General features: G+C 72.7%; 18 protein-coding genes and 1 pseudogene. 15 read left to right on the top strand and 4 right to left on the bottom strand.

What is annotated here, in order from left to right:
- Positions 1-3 precede the first annotated feature (3 nt).
- Positions 4-504, bottom strand: a complete 501-nt coding sequence (locus tag O7606_RS18435) for a TrkA C-terminal domain-containing protein (protein ID WP_281595268.1) — start codon at positions 502-504, stop codon at positions 4-6.
- Between the two features lie 168 nt (positions 505-672).
- Between O7606_RS18435 and clpB the strand changes: the two genes are divergently transcribed.
- The 13 genes from clpB (at position 673) to O7606_RS18370 (ending at position 12,491) form a co-directional block, all read left to right on the top strand.
- Entirely contained in the window at positions 673-3,264 is a 2,592-nt protein-coding gene (gene clpB, locus O7606_RS18430; protein ID WP_281595267.1) for an ATP-dependent chaperone ClpB, read from the top strand.
- 127 nt (positions 3,265-3,391) lie between these two features.
- Entirely contained in the window at positions 3,392-3,778 is a 387-nt protein-coding gene (locus O7606_RS18425) for a hypothetical protein (protein WP_281595266.1), read from the top strand.
- A 70-nt stretch (positions 3,779-3,848) separates the two neighbouring features.
- A complete protein-coding gene (locus tag O7606_RS18420; RefSeq protein ID WP_281595265.1) occupies positions 3,849-4,916 on the top strand; it encodes a hypothetical protein in 1,068 nt (355 codons plus the stop codon).
- Between the two features lie 100 nt (positions 4,917-5,016).
- Positions 5,017-5,652: a DUF4178 domain-containing protein gene (locus O7606_RS18415; RefSeq protein WP_281595264.1), complete on the top strand. Its 636-nt coding sequence runs from the start codon at positions 5,017-5,019 to the stop codon at positions 5,650-5,652.
- Positions 5,653-5,654: 2 nt separating this feature from the next.
- Positions 5,655-6,275 carry a DUF2617 family protein gene (locus O7606_RS18410; protein ID WP_281595263.1) on the top strand — a complete coding sequence of 207 codons (621 nt, stop codon included), beginning with the start codon at positions 5,655-5,657 and terminating at the stop codon, positions 6,273-6,275.
- Positions 6,272-6,697 (top strand): DUF4247 domain-containing protein, encoded by a 426-nt coding sequence (locus O7606_RS18405; RefSeq protein ID WP_281595262.1) that lies wholly within the window; start codon positions 6,272-6,274, stop codon positions 6,695-6,697. Before O7606_RS18410 ends, O7606_RS18405 begins: the two co-directional genes overlap by 4 nt.
- 35 nt (positions 6,698-6,732) lie before the next feature.
- A complete protein-coding gene (locus tag O7606_RS18400) occupies positions 6,733-7,155 on the top strand; it encodes a DUF350 domain-containing protein (protein ID WP_281595261.1) in 423 nt (140 codons plus the stop codon).
- The gene (locus O7606_RS18395; RefSeq protein WP_281595260.1) at positions 7,155-7,883 is read left to right on the top strand and encodes a hypothetical protein; all 729 of its coding nucleotides are present in this window, start codon (positions 7,155-7,157) and stop codon (positions 7,881-7,883) included. The genes O7606_RS18400 and O7606_RS18395 overlap by 1 nt, the downstream gene beginning before the upstream one ends.
- Positions 7,880-9,457: a polyamine aminopropyltransferase gene (locus O7606_RS18390; protein ID WP_281595259.1), complete on the top strand. Its 1,578-nt coding sequence runs from the start codon at positions 7,880-7,882 to the stop codon at positions 9,455-9,457. Before O7606_RS18395 ends, O7606_RS18390 begins: the two co-directional genes overlap by 4 nt.
- A 94-nt stretch (positions 9,458-9,551) precedes the next feature.
- On the top strand, positions 9,552-10,397 hold the full coding sequence (locus O7606_RS18385) for a hypothetical protein (protein WP_281595258.1): 846 nt from the start codon (positions 9,552-9,554) through the stop codon (positions 10,395-10,397).
- Positions 10,398-10,577: 180 nt separating this feature from the next.
- A complete protein-coding gene (locus O7606_RS18380; RefSeq protein ID WP_281599750.1) occupies positions 10,578-11,351 on the top strand; it encodes an SDR family oxidoreductase in 774 nt (257 codons plus the stop codon).
- A gap of 166 nt (positions 11,352-11,517) precedes the next feature.
- Complete coding sequence (gene pyrE, locus O7606_RS18375) at positions 11,518-12,057, top strand: orotate phosphoribosyltransferase (protein WP_281595257.1); 540 nt, start codon at positions 11,518-11,520, stop codon at positions 12,055-12,057.
- 56 nt (positions 12,058-12,113) lie between these two features.
- A complete protein-coding gene (locus O7606_RS18370; RefSeq protein WP_091081602.1) occupies positions 12,114-12,491 on the top strand; it encodes a metalloregulator ArsR/SmtB family transcription factor in 378 nt (125 codons plus the stop codon).
- 836 nt (positions 12,492-13,327) lie between these two features.
- Here O7606_RS18370 and O7606_RS18365 read toward each other — a convergent pair.
- Both O7606_RS18365 and O7606_RS18360 read right to left on the bottom strand, forming a co-directional pair.
- Positions 13,328-14,029: pseudogene (locus O7606_RS18365) on the bottom strand (VTT domain-containing protein); the annotation flags it as partial.
- Positions 14,030-14,696: 667 nt separating this feature from the next.
- Positions 14,697-14,909 carry a hypothetical protein gene (locus O7606_RS18360; protein ID WP_281595256.1) on the bottom strand — a complete coding sequence of 71 codons (213 nt, stop codon included), beginning with the start codon at positions 14,907-14,909 and terminating at the stop codon, positions 14,697-14,699.
- Between the two features lie 162 nt (positions 14,910-15,071).
- On the opposite strand from O7606_RS18360, the gene O7606_RS18355 reads away from it, so the two are divergent.
- The gene (locus O7606_RS18355) at positions 15,072-15,443 is read left to right on the top strand and encodes a phage holin family protein (protein ID WP_281595255.1); all 372 of its coding nucleotides are present in this window, start codon (positions 15,072-15,074) and stop codon (positions 15,441-15,443) included.
- A gap of 188 nt (positions 15,444-15,631) precedes the next feature.
- A complete protein-coding gene (gene fbaA / locus O7606_RS18350) occupies positions 15,632-16,657 on the top strand; it encodes a class II fructose-bisphosphate aldolase (protein ID WP_281595254.1) in 1,026 nt (341 codons plus the stop codon).
- Positions 16,658-16,760: 103 nt separating this feature from the next.
- Here fbaA and O7606_RS18345 read toward each other — a convergent pair whose 3' ends face one another.
- Positions 16,761-17,978, bottom strand: a complete 1,218-nt coding sequence (locus O7606_RS18345) for a hypothetical protein (RefSeq protein ID WP_281595253.1) — start codon at positions 17,976-17,978, stop codon at positions 16,761-16,763.
- Positions 17,979-18,066: the final 88 nt, after the last annotated feature.

Below are 18,066 nucleotides of genomic sequence, written 5' to 3'. Positions count from 1 at the left end.
GCCTCAGCCGTCCGGGTCACTGTCGGCGAGGATGGCGGTGACGCCGTCGAGACCCTGTCGGGTGCCGACCACGACCACCACGTCACCGGCGGCGAAACGGAACGCGGGATCCGGCGAGGCGATCACCTCGCGGTCACGCAGTACCGCCACGATGGAGGCGCTGGTGCGGGTGCGGGCCTTGGTGTCACCGAGGCGGCGGTTGACGTACCTCGACCCGGCCGGGATGGCGATCTGCTCGGTGAGCAGGCCGGCGGCCTGGTCCCGCAGCCCGGCGAGCTGGCCGAGCATCAGCGACGCGCCGAGGATGTCGGCCAGCGCCTCCGCCTCGTCGTCGGTCAGCGGGATGTCGTGCTGGCAGGAGTCGGGGTCGTCCGGGTCGTACAGGACGAGGTCACGTCGGCCGTTGCGGTGGGAGACCACCCCGAGGCGGCGGCCGGACTCCGTCATCATGTCGTGACGGACGCCGATGCCCGGCAGGGCTGTCTGTTCAACACGTACTCGCACGCGGTCACGGTACGGTACCGACGCGAGGGCTGGCCACGGGTGGTGCGAGCCGCCCAGCGCATCGACTCATGGTGATAGGTGACTCAGCTCACATGGCGGGAGTTGAGTGGAATAGGCTCAACTCTGGTTGTGTCTGTCTGAGTGGACACGCCGATTCCGGGGGAGCCCATGAACACGGAACGCCTCACCACCAAGAGCCGCGAGGTCATCACCGGTGCCGTCGCCAGCGCCAGCCAGCGTGGTCACGCCACCGTGGAGCCCTGGCACCTGCTGCTGGCCCTGCTCGACACCGGCGGCTCCACCGCCGCCGGCCTGCTGCGCGCCGCCGGGGCCGACCCGGTCGAGCTGCGCCGGGCCACTTCGCGCGCGATCGACGCGCTGCCCGCCGCGCGCGGCTCCAGCATCGCCGAGCCGACCCTGGCCCGCGAGTTCGTCAACGCCATCGGCGCGGCCGAGCAGATCGCCCGCCCGCTCGGCGACGAGTACACCTCCACCGAGCACCTGCTCGCCGGCCTGGCCCGGGTCGGCGGCGCGGTGGCGAACGCCCTGAAGGCGGCCGGCGCCACCGAGGAGACCCTGGTCGCCGCGTTCCCCAGCATCCGGGGCGGGGACCGCCGGGTGACCACCGCCGACCCCGAGCAGACCTACCAGGCGCTGGAGAAGTACGGCGTCGACCTGACCGCCAGCGCCCGCGACGGCAAGATCGACCCGGTGATCGGGCGGGACTCCGAGATCCGCCGGGTCATCCAGGTGCTGTCCCGGCGTACCAAGAACAACCCGGTGCTGATCGGCGAGCCGGGCGTCGGCAAGACCGCCATCGTCGAGGGCCTCGCCCAGCGGATCGTCGCCGGCGACGTGCCCGAGTCGCTGCGCGACAAGAAACTCGTCTCGCTCGACCTCGGCGCGATGGTCGCCGGGGCCCAGTACCGGGGCCAGTTCGAGGAGCGGCTCAAGTCCGTCCTGGAGGAGATCAAGAACTCCAACGGTCAGGTCATCACGTTCCTCGACGAGCTGCACACCGTGGTCGGCGCGGGCAAGGGCGAGGGCTCGATGGACGCCGGCAACATGCTCAAGCCGATGCTGGCCCGGGGCGAGCTGCGGATGGTCGGCGCGACCACCCTCGACGAGTACCGCGAGCACATCGAGAAGGACCCGGCCCTGGAGCGCCGCTTCCAGCCGGTGGTGGTCGGCGAGCCGACCATCGAGGACACCATCGGCATCCTCCGTGGCCTCAAGGAGCGTTACGAGGTGCACCACGGCGTACGGATCACCGACGCCGCGCTGGTCGCCGCCGCGTCGCTGTCCGACCGGTACATCACCGACCGGTTCCTGCCGGACAAGGCGATCGACCTGGTCGACGAGTCCGCGTCCCGGCTCCGCATGGAGATCGACTCGCGGCCGGTCGAGGTGGACGAGATCGAGCGGGCGGTCCGCCGGCTGGAGATCGAGGAGATGGCGCTGGCCAAGGAGCCGGACGCCGCGTCCGCCGAGCGGCTGGCCCGGCTGCGCAAGGAGCTCGCCGACAAGCGTGAGCAGCTCACCGCCCTGGCCGACCGCTGGAAGCTGGAGAAGAACCACATCACCAAGCTCTCCACCGCCAAGGAGGAGCTGGAACGGCTCGGCGGCGAGGCCGAGCGGGCCGAGCGCGACGGCGAGCTGGAACGCGCCGCCGAGCTGCGGTACGGCCGGATCCCCGCGCTCCGCAACGAGCTGAGGCGGGCCGAGGAGGAGCTGGCCCGGCTCCAGGCCGACGGCGCGATGCTCAAGGAGGAGGTCGGCGCGGACGACATCGCCGCCGTGGTCGCCTCCTGGACGGGCATTCCCGCCGGCCGCCTTCTGGAGGGCGAGACGGCCAAGCTGCTCCGGATGGAGGAGTCGCTGCGGGCCCGGGTGGTCGGCCAGGCCGAGGCGGTCGGCGCGGTCTCCGACGCGGTCCGCCGGGCCCGTGCCGGGGTCGCCGACCCGGACCGTCCCACCGGCAGCTTTCTCTTCCTCGGCCCGACCGGCGTCGGCAAGACCGAGCTGGCCAAGGCGCTCGCCGAGTTCCTCTTCGACGACGAGCGGGCCATGGTCCGCATCGACATGAGCGAGTACGGCGAGAAGCACTCGGTGGCCCGCCTGGTCGGCGCCCCGCCCGGCTACGTCGGGTACGAGGAGGGCGGCCAGCTCACCGAGGCGGTGCGCCGCCGGCCGTACTCGGTGATCCTGCTGGACGAGGTGGAGAAGGCCCACCCGGACGTCTTCGACGTGCTGCTCCAGGTGCTCGACGACGGTCGGCTCACCGACGGCCAGGGCCGTACGGTGGACTTCCGCAACGCCATCCTGATCCTCACCGCCAACCTCGGCTCGTCGGTGATCAGCGACCTGACGTTGGCCGAGGAGCAGCGCCGGGAGGGCGTGCTCGCGGTGGTCCGGTCGCACTTCAAGCCGGAGTTCCTCAACCGGCTCGACGACATCGTGGTGTTCGCCGCCCTGCACGGCGACGACCTGCGGGCCATCGTGGACATCCAGCTCGACCGGATGCGTCGGCGGCTCGCCGACCGTCGGCTGGCCCTGGACGTCACCGACGACGCCCGCGCCTGGCTCGCCGAGCACGGGTACGACCCGATCTACGGCGCCCGGCCGCTGCGCCGCCTGGTCCAGTCGGCCATCGGCGACCAACTCGCCAGGGCCCTGCTGGCCGGTCGCGTCCGCGACGGCGACACCGTCCAGGTGACCCTCTCCGACACCCGGGACTCCCTGACCGTCACCGCCGCCTGACCCCAGCCACCCCACCCCCGCCCCTCGACGGTGATCAAGAGGTTCTCGTGCCGGACCGGCCGGTTCGGCGACACAAATCTCTTGATCACCGGGGTCGGGGCGGGGCGGGGTGGGAAGGGAGAGGGGTATGAGGTGGCGGAGAAGTGGGCGGGGACGGCGGTCGGCGGTCGAGATGGACGCCGACGAGTTGGCGCGGGCGGACACCCTCGCGTTCGGCGGGGTCGGGTTCGCGGCGCAGCCGCTGCCGGCGACCGAGGCGTACCGGCGGCTCGAAGCGGCCCTGCCGGAGCAGGCCGACCAGGTGCGCGCGGCGGTCGACCGGCTGCTGGCGGAGGGCTCGCCGGCCGGCCGGGCGTACGCGGCGACGCTGCTGGGCCGGATCGACCCGACGGCGGCCCGAGCCGCCTGGGCCCGGCTCGCCGACGCCGACGGCGAGTTCACCACCTTCTCCGGCTGCGTCATGGGCCGCCGCGCGCTCCGCGACCACGCGGCCGAACAGCTCACCGCAGAATGATCATGAGTACGACGCGCGTCGGCTGAAGAGGGCTGCGCCCAGCGCGTCGATGGCCGTACCGTCGGCAGGTATGACCTCCACCGCCGATGAGCCGGCGCGTCCGGCCCGGCCGACCACCGTCACCGTCGCGTTCTGGTTGCAGCTCGCCACGGTCGGCCTGCTGCTCGCCGTGGCCGGTCTGGCCGTGGCCTCGGCGGCGCAGTTCGACGGCCAGATCACCCGGGCCGCCGAGATCGTCTCCGACGCCGACCCGGCGGAGGTCTCCGGTGAGCGGTTCGGCAACGTGCTGCTGGCGGTGACCACCGGGCTGCCCGCGCTGTTTCTGGCGGTCTGGTTCGCCGCCACCGCCCGCCCGACCCGCCGGGGCGGTCTCGCCGCCCGGACCCTGGTCTACGTGGGCGCGGGCCTGCACCTGCTGTTCTGCGTCGTCGGGGGATGTGTCGGCGCGCTGACCGTCCCGTTCGGCATCGGCGCGGACGGCGACTGGACCGAGGACGACAACGGCGACCTGGTCTGGCAGGAGTCCGAGTTCGCGGAGACCCTGTACGGCGCCGACGACCCCACCTACCAGTTCCTCAGCCTCGGCTCGCTCGGCGGGATCCTGCTGGCCGTCGCGCTCACCGTGGCGGTGGTGCTGCTGTTGACCCTGCCGCCCGCCGACAGGTACTTCCGGCCGCGCGCCGAGCAGCCCGCCGGCCCGGCGCAGCCGCCCTGGCACTACCCGGCCCCGCCGGTCGGCCTGCCCTGGTACGCCCCGCCGCCCGGGCAGCCGCTCCTGCCCGGCTACCCGCCGCCGTCCGGCTATCCGACGCCTCCGCCCGGGTACCCGCCACCGTCCGGCTATCCGCCGCCGGGATACCTGGTCTGCCCCGACCCCGGCCGGCACCTGCCACCACCGCCCGGCCCGCAGTCCGCCGCGCCCGGCCCGGAGCCCACCGGGTCCGATCCTGAGTCCGCCGCGCCCGGCCCGGAGTCCGCCGCGCCCGGCCCGGAGTCCGCCGCGCCCGGCCCGGAGTCCGCCGCGCCCGGCCCGGAGTCCGCCGCGCCCGGCCCGGAGTCCGCCGCGCCCGGCACGACGTCGACGGACGTTGGCCCGCCGGTCGATCCGCCGTCCGGGTCGACGACCTCGGGTAACTGACCAGTCACTCGACAGCGCCCCTGTTCCCGCAGGTGCGAACGGTTGTTACCGTCGTGCGCCGACGGACGATGATCGACCGGCGCAGGGGAGGCGGGCGACCGTGAACGGCACGTTGGCGTACCTGATGGCGACCACGGGTTGCCTGGTCGCGGTGGCTGGAGTGGTCGTCGCGGTGATCGCGTTGCGGCGGTCCCGCCGGGCCACTCGTCCGGCCACCGCCACCGGCGTCGACCCGCTGCGGGACCACGACGCCGACGCCCTGCGCGGCGACCCGCGCCGGCTGCGACCCGGTGACATCATCGAGATCCGCCAGGTGTCGTACGCGGTACGCGGCTCGCTCCTCCTCACCGAGGGGGAGTGGAGCTGGCGTGAGCACCTGCTGGAGACGGCCGACGGCGTTCGCCGCTGGCTCTCTGTCGAGGAGGACCCGGAGCTGGAGCTGGTGCTCTGGACGGACGAGCCGGGAGCGACGGTGGCCCCGGGACCGGCCACCGTCGACTTCGACGGGCGTCGCTACCGCAGCCACGAGTCGGGGCAGGCCCGCTGGACCGCCACCGGCACCACCGGCCTGAACCCCACCGGTGGCCTCCGCTACCACGACTACCGGGCCTCCGGCGGGGCCCGGCTCTCCTTCGAGCGGTACGGGGACGCCGGCTGGGAGGTGGCCCGGGGCGAGCAGGTGCACCGCCCCGAGGTGATGATCTACCCGCAGTCCGGCCCGGAGCAGGTGGGCTGAGCGTGCTGGTCACCCTGGAAGCCCCGTACGTCGACACCAGCGCCGGGGACCTGAGCCTGGCGCTGGGCGGCCCCGAGCTGCCCGCCCTGCACGTGCTCGACCTGGCGCTGCCCGACGGCCACCGGCTGCGGCTGCGGCTGCTCGGCGCGTCCCACCAGGTGCTCCTGCACGCCCCGTCCGGCGGAGACGCCCCGTCCGGCGGAGACGCCCCGTCCGGCGGAGACGCCCCGTCCGGCGGAGACGCCCCGTCCGGCGGAGACGGCCGGCCGTGGGGCGGTGACCCCGGCGGGGTCGGGGTGGTGCTGACCGAGACGGTGGCCTGCCTGCCCGGGCGGCGTCCGGAGTTGCCGGCGACCGTGCACGAGCCGGCGAGCGGCTACACGTTCAGCGCGAGCGTGCTCCGGCCCGAGCCGGGGGGCCTGGGCCGGCGGGTCGCCCGCCTCCGGGCCGAGCTGGCCGACGACCCGTACGCGCTGGTGGGGGTGTTTCCCGGTGACCCGGACGCGGTGACCGCCCTCGCGGTCACCCCCGACCCGACGGGCGGGGTGACGCGGTGGCGCACCTGGCACGCGTACCCGCAGACCAACGAGCTGGTCCTGACCGAGACGGTGGTGACACGGTGACGTACCGCAGATGGTTCGTGGTGGGCGCGGCGTTCGCCGTGATCGGCGCGCTGGTCGCCGCGTTCGCCATCGGCTACGGCAACTTCTCCCCGCGCGGCTACGTCGAGGACCGGTACACCCGGGCCAACGGCCGGGACATCGGTCGGGACGCGATCGCCTACACCTCGTCGAAGTCGCCGAGCCAGGTGGCGGACGAGGTCACCGACGCCTGGAAACCGGCCGACCAGTACGTCGACGGCAGCGGCGTCTACCTGCGGTACGACGACGACTCGGTGGTCATCCTGCCGGTGGCGGCCGGGTCGCTGATCCTGCTCGAACGCCTCTCCACCGCCTACCCGCGCTACCACTCCACGGTGGGTAACGCCTGGGGTTGGGGGCGTGGCAGCACCGTCCGAGGCGGCGGCCCCGGCAGCGGCAAGTAATCCGACCGAACCCCTTCGTCCTCCGGAGTCCCACCGTGCAGACCCTCGTCACCGATCTGCTGGTCACCCTCGCCTACGGGGTGGTCGGCGTGCTGTTGATGGCCGTCGGCTACGTCCTCGTCGACGTGGCCACCCCCGGCCGGCTCAACGAGCTGATCTGGACCCACCGCAACCGCAACGCGGCGCTGCTGCTCGCCTCCAACCTGGCCGGCGTCGGCGTCATCGTGGTCGCCGCGATCGTCGCCAGCGAGGACGACTTCGCGCTGGGCATCACCGGCGCCGCCGCGTACGGCGTGCTCGGCCTGGTCATCATGGCGTCGGCGTTCCTGGTGCTGGACGTGGCGACGCCCGGCAAGCTGGGGGAGATCCTGGTCGACCCGGAGCCGCACCCGGCGGTCTGGGTGAGCGCCGTCATCCACCTCGCCACCGGCGCGATCATCGCCGCCGCGATCATCTGATGGCCGCCACCAGGTCCGCCGCGGCCCAGAAGTCCTCGAACCGGGCCGGGATCTGGGTGGGCGTGGTCACGGTCGCGGTCGTCGGCGTCTGCGTGGCCGCCGGGATCGTCAACGACGACGGGGGCACCGAGGTGCCGCCACCGGCCACCACGGAACGTGCCGACACCGTGGCCGTGCTCCAGCGCAACGCCACCGCGCAGGGCCTCTGCTACGGCTGGAAACTCCAGGACCTCGGCTACGACGAGGTCAGCGTCGGCTCGAACCTCGGCGACGGGGCGCCGGTGGAGGGCGACCCGGGCTGCCCGCGCTGGATCCAGGTGGTCGCCGACGTCCGTTACACGTCGGAGAGCAGCGAGAGCGAGGACTCCGCGCTGGTCCGGGTGACCGGCTCGGACGACATTCCGCAGTCGGCCCTCTGGCAGATCGACGCCGCCCTGCCCCGCTTCGGGCTCACCCCGGACGTCTTCGTCGAAGACCCCGGCTGGGCGGTCACCCGGGCCGCCGTCACGTTGCCGCTGCTCGCCGTCGAGGCGGAGCTGGTCGCGCCGGCCGCCACCCCGGCCGCGGTCCCCGCCGCCGCCCCGGCCACGCTGCCGGACGCGGGCAGCGACTTCTGGCGTGACCGCTGGGCGCCCACGCTCACCGCCGCCGGACTGCTGCTGGTCACCGCGCTGCTGGTCACCGTCGGCCTGGTCCAGCGCCACCGGCAACGGCGGGCCCGACGGTGACCAGCCCGGCGGACCCACCGTCGTACCGGCCACGGTGGCGGGCGGCCCGGGCGGCGGTCCTGCTCGCGGTCTTCGTCTGCGCGGCCTGCGGTCTGGTGTACGAGCTGGCGCTGGTGGCGCTGGGCAGCTACCTGATCGGCGACACGGTCGGCCAGGCGTCCATCGTGCTCGGCGTAATGGTCTTCGCGATGGGCGTCGGCGCGCTCGCCGCCAAGCCGTTCCAGCCCCGGGCCGCCGCCGCGTTCGCGCTGATCGAGCTGACCCTGGCGCTGCTCGGCGGCCTGTCGGTGCTGGGGCTCTACGCCGCGTTCGCCTGGCTGGACCTGTACGGCCCGGCGCTGGTCGGCACCGCGTTCGTGCTCGGCCTGCTGATCGGCGCGGAGATCCCGCTGCTGATGGTGCTGCTGCAACGCATCCGCGAGCAGTCCGCCGGCAGCGCGGTCGCCGACCTGTTCGCCGCCGACTACGTGGGCGCGCTGCTCGGCGGGCTGGCCTTCCCGTTCCTGCTGATCCCGGTCTTCGGGCAGCTCAAGGGGGCGCTGGTGGTCGGCGCGGTGAACGCCGTGGCCGGGCTGGCGCTGGTGGTCACGGTGTTCCGGCGGGAGCTGAGCCGCCGGGCGTGGGTGACCCTCACCGCCGGGTCCGTGCTGGTCGCGCTCAGCCTCTCGTACGCCTGGGTCACCGCCCGGGACTTCGAGGTGACCGCCCGCCAGCAGCTCTACCGGGACCCGGTCGTGCACGCCGAACGCAGCCGCTACCAGGAGATCGTGCTGACCCGCTCGGTGTCCGAGGTGAGCCGGCAGGCCAGCGACCTGCGCCTCTTCCTCAACGGCGATCTCCAGTTCAGCTCGGTCGACGAGTACCGCTACCACGAGGCGCTGGTGCATCCGGCGCTGACCGGCCCGCGCGGCGAGGCGCTGGTCCTCGGCGCCGGTGACGGGCTGGCCGTACGGGAGCTGCTGCGCTACCCGGACGTACGCCGGGTCACCGTGGTGGACCTGGACCCGGCGGTGGTGGCGCTGGCCCGCGAGGAGCCGCAACTGCGCCGGCTCAACGGCGACGCGTTCGCCGACCCCCGGGTCCGGGTGGTGCACGCCGACGCGTTCGGTTGGCTGCGCACCGCCGCGGAACGTTTCGACGTGGTGCTGGCGGACCTGCCCGACCCCGACGAGACGGCCACCGCGAAGCTCTACACCGTCGAGTTCTACTCCCTGGTGCGGGCGGTGCTGGCCGACGGCGGCCGGCTGGTGGTGCAGTCCGGCTCGCCGTACTTCGCGCCCCGGTCGTACTGGTCGATCGAGGCGTCGATCCGGGCGGCCGGGTTCGCCACCCGGCCCTACCACGTGGACGTGCCCTCCTTCGGCGACTGGGGTTTCGTGCTCGCCGCGCCCGGGGCGCGACCGCCCGTCCTGGAGCTGCCGGCCGACGGGCCGCCGCTGCGGTTCCTGGACGCCGACACGCTCGCCGCGGCCGGCGCCTTCCCGGCCGACCGGCGCCGGGTCGACGTGCCCGCCTCGACGCTGCTGCGACCGAAGGTGCTCGAATACGCCCGCGCCGAGTGGCGGGGGTACTGACCAGTCACGATCCGTACGGCGGGTCGTCCGCGCCGCCCGGTGCGAACGGCCGAATGCCGTTACGGTGTGGTGGCGAACCGAGGGAAGGAGAGGCGTGGCCGAATCCCACAGCGCGCCGGCCCGGGTACGTCCGGGCAGCGTGACCATATCCAGCTACCTGTTGATCCTGGTGGCCGTCCTACAGGTGATCTCGTTGATCATCACGCTCGCCACCCTCGGCGACACCCGCCGGGTGCTGGAGGACGCCTACCGGGACAGCTCCGTCGACGGGATGGACGCGGTGGCCGACTTCGCCACCGTCGCCGCCGTCGGAGGCAGCCTGCTCACCCTGTTGCTCGCGGTCGCCCTGGTCGTCCTGGCGGTGCTCAACAACCGGGGCAAGAACGGCTCCCGGATCACCACCTGGGTGGTCGGCGGCATCCTCCTCTGCTGCTCCGGCGGTGGCCTGCTCAGCGGCGCGGCCGGCTCGCTGACCGGCCCGGTCGGCGGCTCCGACGCCGACATGCCCAGCCAGGAGGAGATCCAGCGCCGGTTGGACGAGGTCCTGCCGTCCTGGTACACGCCGGTCACCATGCTGCTCGGGGTGGTCACGGTGCTCGCCCTGATCGCGGCCCTGGTGCTGCTGGCGCTGCCGGCCTCGAACGCGTTCTTCCGCAAGCCGCAGGCGGCGTGGGAGCCCCCGACCCCCGGTGGCTACCCGGGTTACCCGCCGGCCGGCGGCCAGCCGGGCTACCCGCAGTCGGGTGAGCCGGGATACCCGTCCTCCGGCGGCCAGCCGGGTTACCCGCCGGCCGGCGGCCAGTCGGGTGAGCCGGGTTACCCGCCGCCGGGCCAGTCCCCGTACGGCGGGCCGGGCCAGACCCCCGGCGACCGGCCGGGGTCCACGACGGACCGGCCGGACGACCAGCCGGGGCAGAACCCGCCGCCACCGGTCAGTTGACCGGTCCACAGGTCGGCTTCCGCTGATCCCTCCGGGCAGGTCGCCGCGCGCCGCCTGCCCGGAGGGACCAGCTCTGTCGTGCCCCGTCCCGTCGAGGTGGAGGATCCGCCCGTGTCCGCGACGCCCGACCCGGTCGGGTCCACCCCTGTCGCCCCTGTCGCCTCTGTCGCCCCGGTCGCGGTGGTCACCGGCGCGACCGCCGGTATCGGGGCGGCCTTCGCCCGCCGGCTCGCCGCCGACGGGCACGACCTCGTCCTGGTGGCCCGGGACGCCGTCCGGCTCGCCGCCTTCGCCGCCGAGCTGACCGAGCGGCACGGCCGCCGGGTGGAGACCCTGCCGGCCGACCTCTGCACCGAGGACGGATGCGCGGCGGTGACCCGCCGACTCGCCGACGCCGGCCCGGTCGACCTACTGGTCAACAGCGCCGGCATCGCCCTGACCAGGTCCTTCCTGCGGTCCGGGGTAGACGACGAGGCCAGGCTGCTGCGGCTCAACGTCGACGCGGTGATGCGACTGACCCATGCCGTCCTGCCCGGCATGATCGGCCGACGACGCGGGGCAGTGATAAATGTCTCTTCGGTTGCGGGTTTCGGGGCGCTCGAACCGGGCTCGACCTACTCGGCCACCAAGGCGTGGGTGACCAACTTCAGCGAGTCGGTGGGCCAGGCCGCCCGACCCCACGGGGTACGGGTGATGGCGCTGTGCCCCGGCTTCACCCGAACCGAATTCCACCAGCGGGCCGGCATCGACACGACGAAGATGCCCTCCTGGATCTGGCTCGACGCCGACGATGTCATCGACCAAGGTCTGCGCGACCTGCGAAAAGGTCGGCTGGTGAGCGTGCCGGACTGGAAGTACAAGCTCGCCGTGGTGGGATTGCGGCACACGCCCCAACGGTTGCTGCACCGGCTCACCCGGGACACCCGGTCCCCGGCCGGACGCCGGGAACGCTGACCGCCCCCGACCCCGACCGTCCCCCGCCCGACCGGCGGCGATCACAGCGACAGCGCTGCATGTTGCAGAGAGTAAATGGACACCGGCGCCGATGGGTCGCCCACAGGGCTGACCGGAGGTGGGCCCGGGCCCCGGCTCCCAGACTTCCGCAGTACCCTTGTGCGCCATGGGGGACCGCGACGACCTGCGTAAATTCATCACTGACCTGGCCGTGGTCCATGGCCGGGTGGTGCTCTCCTCTGGACGCGAGGCGGACTGGTACGTCGACCTGCGTCGCGTCACGCTCCATCACCAGGCTGCTCCGCTGGTGGGGCGGGTCATGCGGGAGCTCACCGCCGACTGGGAGTACGACGCCGTCGGCGGACTGACGTTGGGCGCCGACCCGATCGCCCTGTCGATGCTGCACGCCGCAGCCGCGACGGAGCGACCGCTGGACGCCTTCGTCGTGCGCAAGGCGGGGAAGGCGCACGGGCTGCAACGCCGTATCGAAGGGCCTGATGTGCCCGGGCGCCGGGTATTGGCGGTGGAAGATACCTCGACTACCGGTGGGAGTGTACTCACCGCAGTCGAAGCGTTACGAGAGGCGGGGGCGGAGGTCGTCGGGGTAGCGGTTATTGTTGATCGAGGTGCCGGCGACGCCGTGCAAGCAGCCGGATTGCCCTACCGGGCGGCCTATACGTTGGCTGACCTAGGCCTTGTGGCCTAAAAGTTTGCCGATTCGGATTGCGAATATGCAGGCGTTTCGATGCTGCTGGTGGAAGGATGGAAAACGTGGGAACTGCATTGGCTGAAATGACTATGCCTCAGATCTCGCCGCTTGCCGGCGAGCCGATCGAACGTGCCGACGCCGAGCGGCTGGCGGGGGTCCTCAAGGCCCTCGCCGACCCCGCCCGGCTGCGGCTGCTCAGCCTGATCCAGTCGGCCCCCGAGGGCGAGGCGTGCGTCTGTGACCTGACCGCGCCGCTCGGCCTCTCCCAGCCGACGGTCAGCCACCACCTGCGAATCCTCACCGAGGCCGGCTTGCTGGAGCGGGAGAAGCGTGGGGTCTGGGCGTACTACCGGCTGGTGCCGTCGGCGATCGCCACGATCGCCGATCTGCTCACCCCGCCCCGTAAGCGCGCCACCAAGAAGGCTCGCTGACCTACCCGGTCGCCTGGTGCCGCTCCGCCGGGGGTGGCTGCCAGGCGACCGGCCGGGTTCGCCCTGGGCCGGCGTCGTACGGCAGGCGCGGGCTCCGATGTGGGTGACACGCGCGCCCGACCCGGAGTCACGGGTGCACGGTTGACGCACGCTCTGGTGACGCACCGATCTGGTACGACGACGGCCGCCCCGGCGAGGGCGGCCACAGCCGTCACCGGGGCGGGTGTCGCGCGTCGACAGTCCGGTCAGTGCCGGCCGTACGGCTGACCGCCGTAGGGCTGCTGCCGGTCGCCGTAGGGCTGCCGGTCCGGGTACGGCTGCTCGGCACCGTGCGGGGGCTGCTGCTGGCCGGCGTACCGCTGCCCCGGGTGGGCCTGCGCGCTGAACCGCTCGGTCTCCTCCTCGTACGGCTGCTGCTGCCCGCCGCCGTAGCCGCCCCCGTAGGGCTGCTGCCCGCCGTAGCCACTGCCGTACGGCTGCTGCTGCCCGTCCCCGTACGGCTGCTGCCCGCCGCCGTAGACCTGGCCGGTCCGGGGCCGGGCCTGACCGGCGTCGCCCCCGTACGACTGCTGCCGCTCGTCCCGGTAGGACGGGGCCGGCCCGCCGTACTGCTGCTGCCCCCCGCCGTACGGCTGCTGCTGCCCGTCCCCGTACGGCTGCTGGCCGCCGCCGTGGCCGTAGGGCTGCTGCTGGCCGCCGCCGTACTGCTGGCCGCCTCCGCTGTACTGCTGCTGGCCGGCGTCGTAGGGCTGGGCGCTGCCGTACGGCTGTGGGGCGCTGCCGTAGGGCTGGGCGCTGCCGGGGTACGGCTGGCCGGCGTCCCGTGCCTGGTCGGCGTGGTTCTCGTGGACCTCCCGGATCGCCTCCTCGGCGGCCGTCCGCTCCTGCGGCGTGGTGCCGCGCTTGGCGGCCATCCGGGCCCGGAGCAGCTCCACCGCGATCGGCACCACCGAGATCAGCACGATGGCGATCAGGATCATCTCGATGTTGGCCTTGACGAACGGGATCTGCCCGAGGAAGTACCCGAGCACCGTGACGCCGGTGCCCCAGAGGATGCCGCCCACCACGTTGTAGATCACGAACGTGCGGTAGTCCATCCGGCTCACCCCGGCCACGATCGGGATGAACGTCCGCACGATCGGCACGAACCGGGCCAGCACGATCGACCGGGCGCCGTACTTCTCGAAGAACTCGTGCGCCTTGAGCACGTTCTCCTGTTTGAACAGCCGGGAGTTCGGCCGGCGGAACAGCGCCGGCCCGACCTTGCGCCCGAAGGCGTACCCGACCTGGTCACCCGCGATCGCGGAGATGGTGATCAGCAGGCAGACCAGCCAGAGCGGGTAGGTGATGTACTTCCCGTCGGCGGTGAGCAGGCCGGCGGTGAACAGCAGCGAGTCCCCCGGCAGGAAGAATCCGATCAGCAGGCCGGACTCGGCGAAGACGATGGCCAGGATGCCGAGCAACCCGAACGTCGAAATCAACCACTCCGGGTCGAGCCAGTCCGGCCCGAGGGCCAGGGTGATCGTGGGTGTCGGCACGAGGTGACCTCCGATGTCGGCCAGGGGGCGGCGATCCTCCGCCGCCGGCGATGGCACCTCGTAGTCTAGGTGCCCGTTTCGCACCCGGTACCCGGCGGCGCGGAGACGCAACGTTCTCCGGGGTCGTACCCGTCAACAGGACGGCACCCGGGGAGGCTCAGTGACGTACGAGGCGTTCGCCGACTCACGGCTGACCGCGCTGCTGCGGCACGCGGTTGTGCTCGTCGCAGCATGACCACCCCTGCTGCCCCTCCCGTGATGGCCGCCCCGGCTGCTCCTCCTGAACCGGCCCGTTCACGACACTCACCCCCGAACGCGGAAAGTAATCGAACGACTGGTCTCTGCTCTCCGTTTTCGATCCTTTGCTCTGCACCCGTTCACGCGCCAGGCACGAGGTGTGACTGGTGCGCCCGTGGGGGCAGAGCAAAGGCTTTGGTGGGATGGTGTGGGCGGGCAGGGTCAGGTAGAGAAATCCCTGGTGAGCTCGTCGCGGTTGGCGGAAGGTGGCGAGATCGGACCATGACACGGTCGAAAGTGGTGACGAAACGTGACGGTGCGGTGGTAGGGGCGGCCCTTTCTCAGAGTGACGGGGTGAGGGCTGGCGCGCGGGTAGCGACCGGCTTCCCGACCGCCGGCTTCCCACCGCCGGCCGGGGGTGCGGCCCGGTTCAGCGGTAGTCGTCCTCGTCCGCCGCGACCACCCGGGACTGCTCCACCGCGTCCCAGTCGGCGACCTCCAGGCCCCGGCGCGGTTCGGTGTCGCCGTCGACCGGACCGACCACCGTCGCCTGTTCGACGGCGTCGGCCGGGGGCGCCTCCGGATCCCGCTCGTCCGGGGCGAGATGGTCGCTGGGGGTGAACTCCTCGTCGGGCTGGCCCATCGTCCCTCCTTCGTGTCACGGCAGGATGCTGGCGCTTCTCCACACCGTACGGGCTGTGACTCGTGCCCACCGGGAGGTGACCCGAAACCGACCGGGGCGACGGGTCGGCCGAGTCCCGCCGATCGGCCACCCCGGACCGGGGGCCGGTGCCAGGATGGGAGGGTGGGCTTCCTGATCCGGTTGGTGACCAGCGCGGTCGCGCTCTGGGTCGCCACCCTGGTCGTGCCCGGGGTCGACGTGGGCGGCCGGTCCGGAACCGGCACCGTGTTGACCCTGCTCGCGGTGGCGCTGATCTTCGGCGTGGTCAACGCGGTCCTCAAACCGGTCATCCAGGTGGTGGGCTGTGTCTTCTACCTGCTGACCCTGGGTCTGTTCGCGCTGGTCGTGAACGCGCTGCTGTTCCTGCTGACGGACTGGATCGCCCGGCACCTCGACCTGCCGTTCCGGGTGGAGGGTTTCTGGCCGGCGTTCTGGGGCGCGCTCGTGGTGGCGGTGGTGACCTGGTTGATCAGCATCGCCGTCCGGGACCGCTAGGGCCGGCGTGCCCCTCCGGCCGGTGTCCGGGCGTCACCGGGGCGTCCGCGCGGTGGGCCCGTCCCTGGGTCGGGTGTGCCCGCCCGACCCGGTTACGGGATACTGCCCGCGGAGGACAGCGCGGTCCGGCGCAGCCATGGAAGACAGCGGCCAGCACGGCCGAGAGCGGTAGTTAAGGAGCTTTTCCCATGCCCATCGCTTCCCCTGAGGTCTACGCGGAGATGCTGGACCGCGCCAAGGCCGGCCGGTACGCGTACCCCGCGATCAACGTGACGTCCTCGCAGACCCTCAACGCCGCGCTCAAGGGCTTCGCCGACGCGGAGAGCGACGGCATCGTCCAGGTCTCCACCGGTGGCGCCGAGTACCTCTCCGGCCCCAGCGTCAAGGACATGGTCACCGGCGCCGCCGCGTTCGCCGCGTACGCCCGTGAGGTGGCGAAGAACTACCCGGTCAACATCGCCCTGCACACCGACCACTGCCCCAAGGACAAGCTGGACAAGTTCGTCCGGCCGCTGATGGCGATGTCCAAGGAGCGGGTGGCCCGGGGCGAGGAGCCGCTGTTCCAGTCGCACATGTGGGACGGCTCCGCCGTGCCGGTCGCCGAGAACCTGGAGATCGCCGCCGAGCTGCTCGACCGGGCCGCCGAGGGCAAGATCGTCCTGGAGATCGAGGTCGGCGTGGTCGGTGGCGAGGAGGACGGCGTCGAGAACGCCATCAACGACAAGCTCTACACCACCGTCGAGGACGGCCTGGCCATGGTCGACGCGCTCGGCCTCGGCGAGAAGGGCCGTTACATGGCGGCCCTGACCTTCGGCAACGTGCACGGCGTCTACAAGCCGGGCAACGTCAAGCTCCGCCCCGAGATCCTCAACCAGATCCAGGAGGCGGTCGGCGCCAAGTACGGCAAGGAGAAGCCGCTCAGCCTGGTCTTCCACGGTGGCTCCGGCTCGCTGCTGGAGGAGATCCGCGAGGCGCTCGACTACGGCGTGGTCAAGATGAACATCGACACCGACACCCAGTACGCCTTCACCCGTCCCGTGGTGGAGCACATGCTCCGCAACTACGACGGCGTCCTCAAGATCGACGGTGAGGTCGGCAACAAGAAGATGTACGACCCGCGCACCTGGGGCAAGGCCGCCGAGTCCGGCCTGGCCGCCCGGGTCGTCGAGGCCTGCGAGCACCTCCGCTCCACCGGCACCACCCTCGCGAAGTAACCCGGACGAGTCAGGAGCCCCCGGCCCACGCCGGGGGCTCCTCCCGTCTCCCGGCCCGCCGGTTCAGCCGACCCCCGCCGTCGATCCGGCCCGCTCCGCCGGTTCAGCCCGCGCGGCCGATCAGGGCGCGGGCCGCCTCGGCGACGTCGTCGGTGAGGTGCACGGTGCCGGACAGGTCACCGAACGGCGAGCCGGCCAGCAACGGGCGCAGCAGCGCCTCGACCGGCAGCTCCCGCGTCCAGTACTCGCGGTCCAGGAAGACGTACGCGCCGCTGGCCCCGTCCGTGCCGTAGTAGGTCTTCGTCGCCGCCTGGAACACCTCCTGCACGGTGCCGGCCCGACCCGGCGCGAAGACGATCCCGCCCCGGGACAGCCGCAGGATGGTGTCCTCCCGGATGGCGTTCGAGAAGTACTTCGCGATCCGCCCGGCGAACAGGTTCGCCGGCTCGTGCCCGTACAACCAGGTCGGGATGGACAACCCACCGGTCCGGGCCCAGTCGAGGCTGGACAACTCACCGGGCGCGCCCGGCAGGCCGGGCTTCGGCGCGTACCGCTGCCGGACCTCCAGCGCGACGGCGGTGTACCGGTCGTGGTCGGTGAAGTCGGGCGCGGTGGCCAGCATGTCGATCGCCGTGGCCAGCGCCGCCAACGGGTGGGAGGCGAGGTACGCGCCCAGGTTCGCCGCCTCCATCACCCCCGGCCCGCCCCCGGTGACCACCAACCGGTCGGCGCGGGCCAACTCCCAGCCCAGCGTGGCCGCCATCCGGTACGGCACGCTGCCGCGCCGCACGGCGTGCCCGCCCATCACGCCCACCACGGACTGCGGCCCGTGTGTGGCCAGCCACGCCCGGGTCGCGTCACCCAGGGCGTTGTCCACGCCGTGGTCGTGCAGCCGCTGACCGAGCGCCTCCCGGACGTCCGGCAACGCGCCGCCGTGTGCCCGGAAGTGCTCGTACACCCGGGTGTCGTACATGCCGGCGAAGCCGCCTTCGGCGAACCCGTCTGCCAGGTCGTCCGGGCGGTAGAGGTGCGACGGCTGGGTCGGGTAGGGCAGCCCGGAGAACGGCGGCACCACGTTCGCCCCGCGCCGGACCAGATCCGCCCCGACCTCGCGGGAGGCGAACCGGCAGCCGACGAAGAGGGCGCCCGCCACGTCCACGGCGCTCAGATCGGGTACGGGCGGCAGGTCGAGCCGGAGGCCCTGCACGGTCCACCCGGCCAGACTGCCGGTGGTCAGCCGCCGGTCGAAGGCGGCCCGGGTCTCGATCTCGTCGGGGGCGGTGTGCGGCTCGACGACGTCCGCTGGAGGAGGGCTCGGCATCAGGACATCCTGCCCACCGCCGTCAACCGGTCAAACCGGCGGTCGGCGGGAGCCTGGTCCACCCAGCCGTGCCGGTTACCGGGGCCCC

Source organism: Micromonospora sp. WMMD882 (assembly GCF_027497255.1).
In the GTDB taxonomy this organism is placed as follows: domain Bacteria; phylum Actinomycetota; class Actinomycetes; order Mycobacteriales; family Micromonosporaceae; genus Micromonospora.
The sequence above is the reverse complement of the archived record's forward strand: the minus strand, read 5'-3'. Positions and strand labels throughout refer to the sequence as shown.

Coding starts and splice junctions, on each gene's coding strand:
- clpB (WP_281595267.1), top strand. CDS start 673: ATGAACACGGAACGCCTCACCACCAAGAGCCGCGAGGTCATCACCGGT.
- O7606_RS18425 (WP_281595266.1), top strand. CDS start 3,392: ATGAGGTGGCGGAGAAGTGGGCGGGGACGGCGGTCGGCGGTCGAGATG.
- O7606_RS18420 (WP_281595265.1), top strand. CDS start 3,849: ATGACCTCCACCGCCGATGAGCCGGCGCGTCCGGCCCGGCCGACCACC.
- O7606_RS18395 (WP_281595260.1), top strand. CDS start 7,155: ATGGCCGCCACCAGGTCCGCCGCGGCCCAGAAGTCCTCGAACCGGGCC.
- pyrE (WP_281595257.1), top strand. CDS start 11,518: ATGGGGGACCGCGACGACCTGCGTAAATTCATCACTGACCTGGCCGTG.
- O7606_RS18370 (WP_091081602.1), top strand. CDS start 12,114: ATGGAAAACGTGGGAACTGCATTGGCTGAAATGACTATGCCTCAGATC.
- O7606_RS18360 (WP_281595256.1), bottom strand. CDS start 14,909: ATGGGCCAGCCCGACGAGGAGTTCACCCCCAGCGACCATCTCGCCCCG.
- fbaA (WP_281595254.1), top strand. CDS start 15,632: ATGCCCATCGCTTCCCCTGAGGTCTACGCGGAGATGCTGGACCGCGCC.
- O7606_RS18345 (WP_281595253.1), bottom strand. CDS start 17,978: ATGCCGAGCCCTCCTCCAGCGGACGTCGTCGAGCCGCACACCGCCCCC.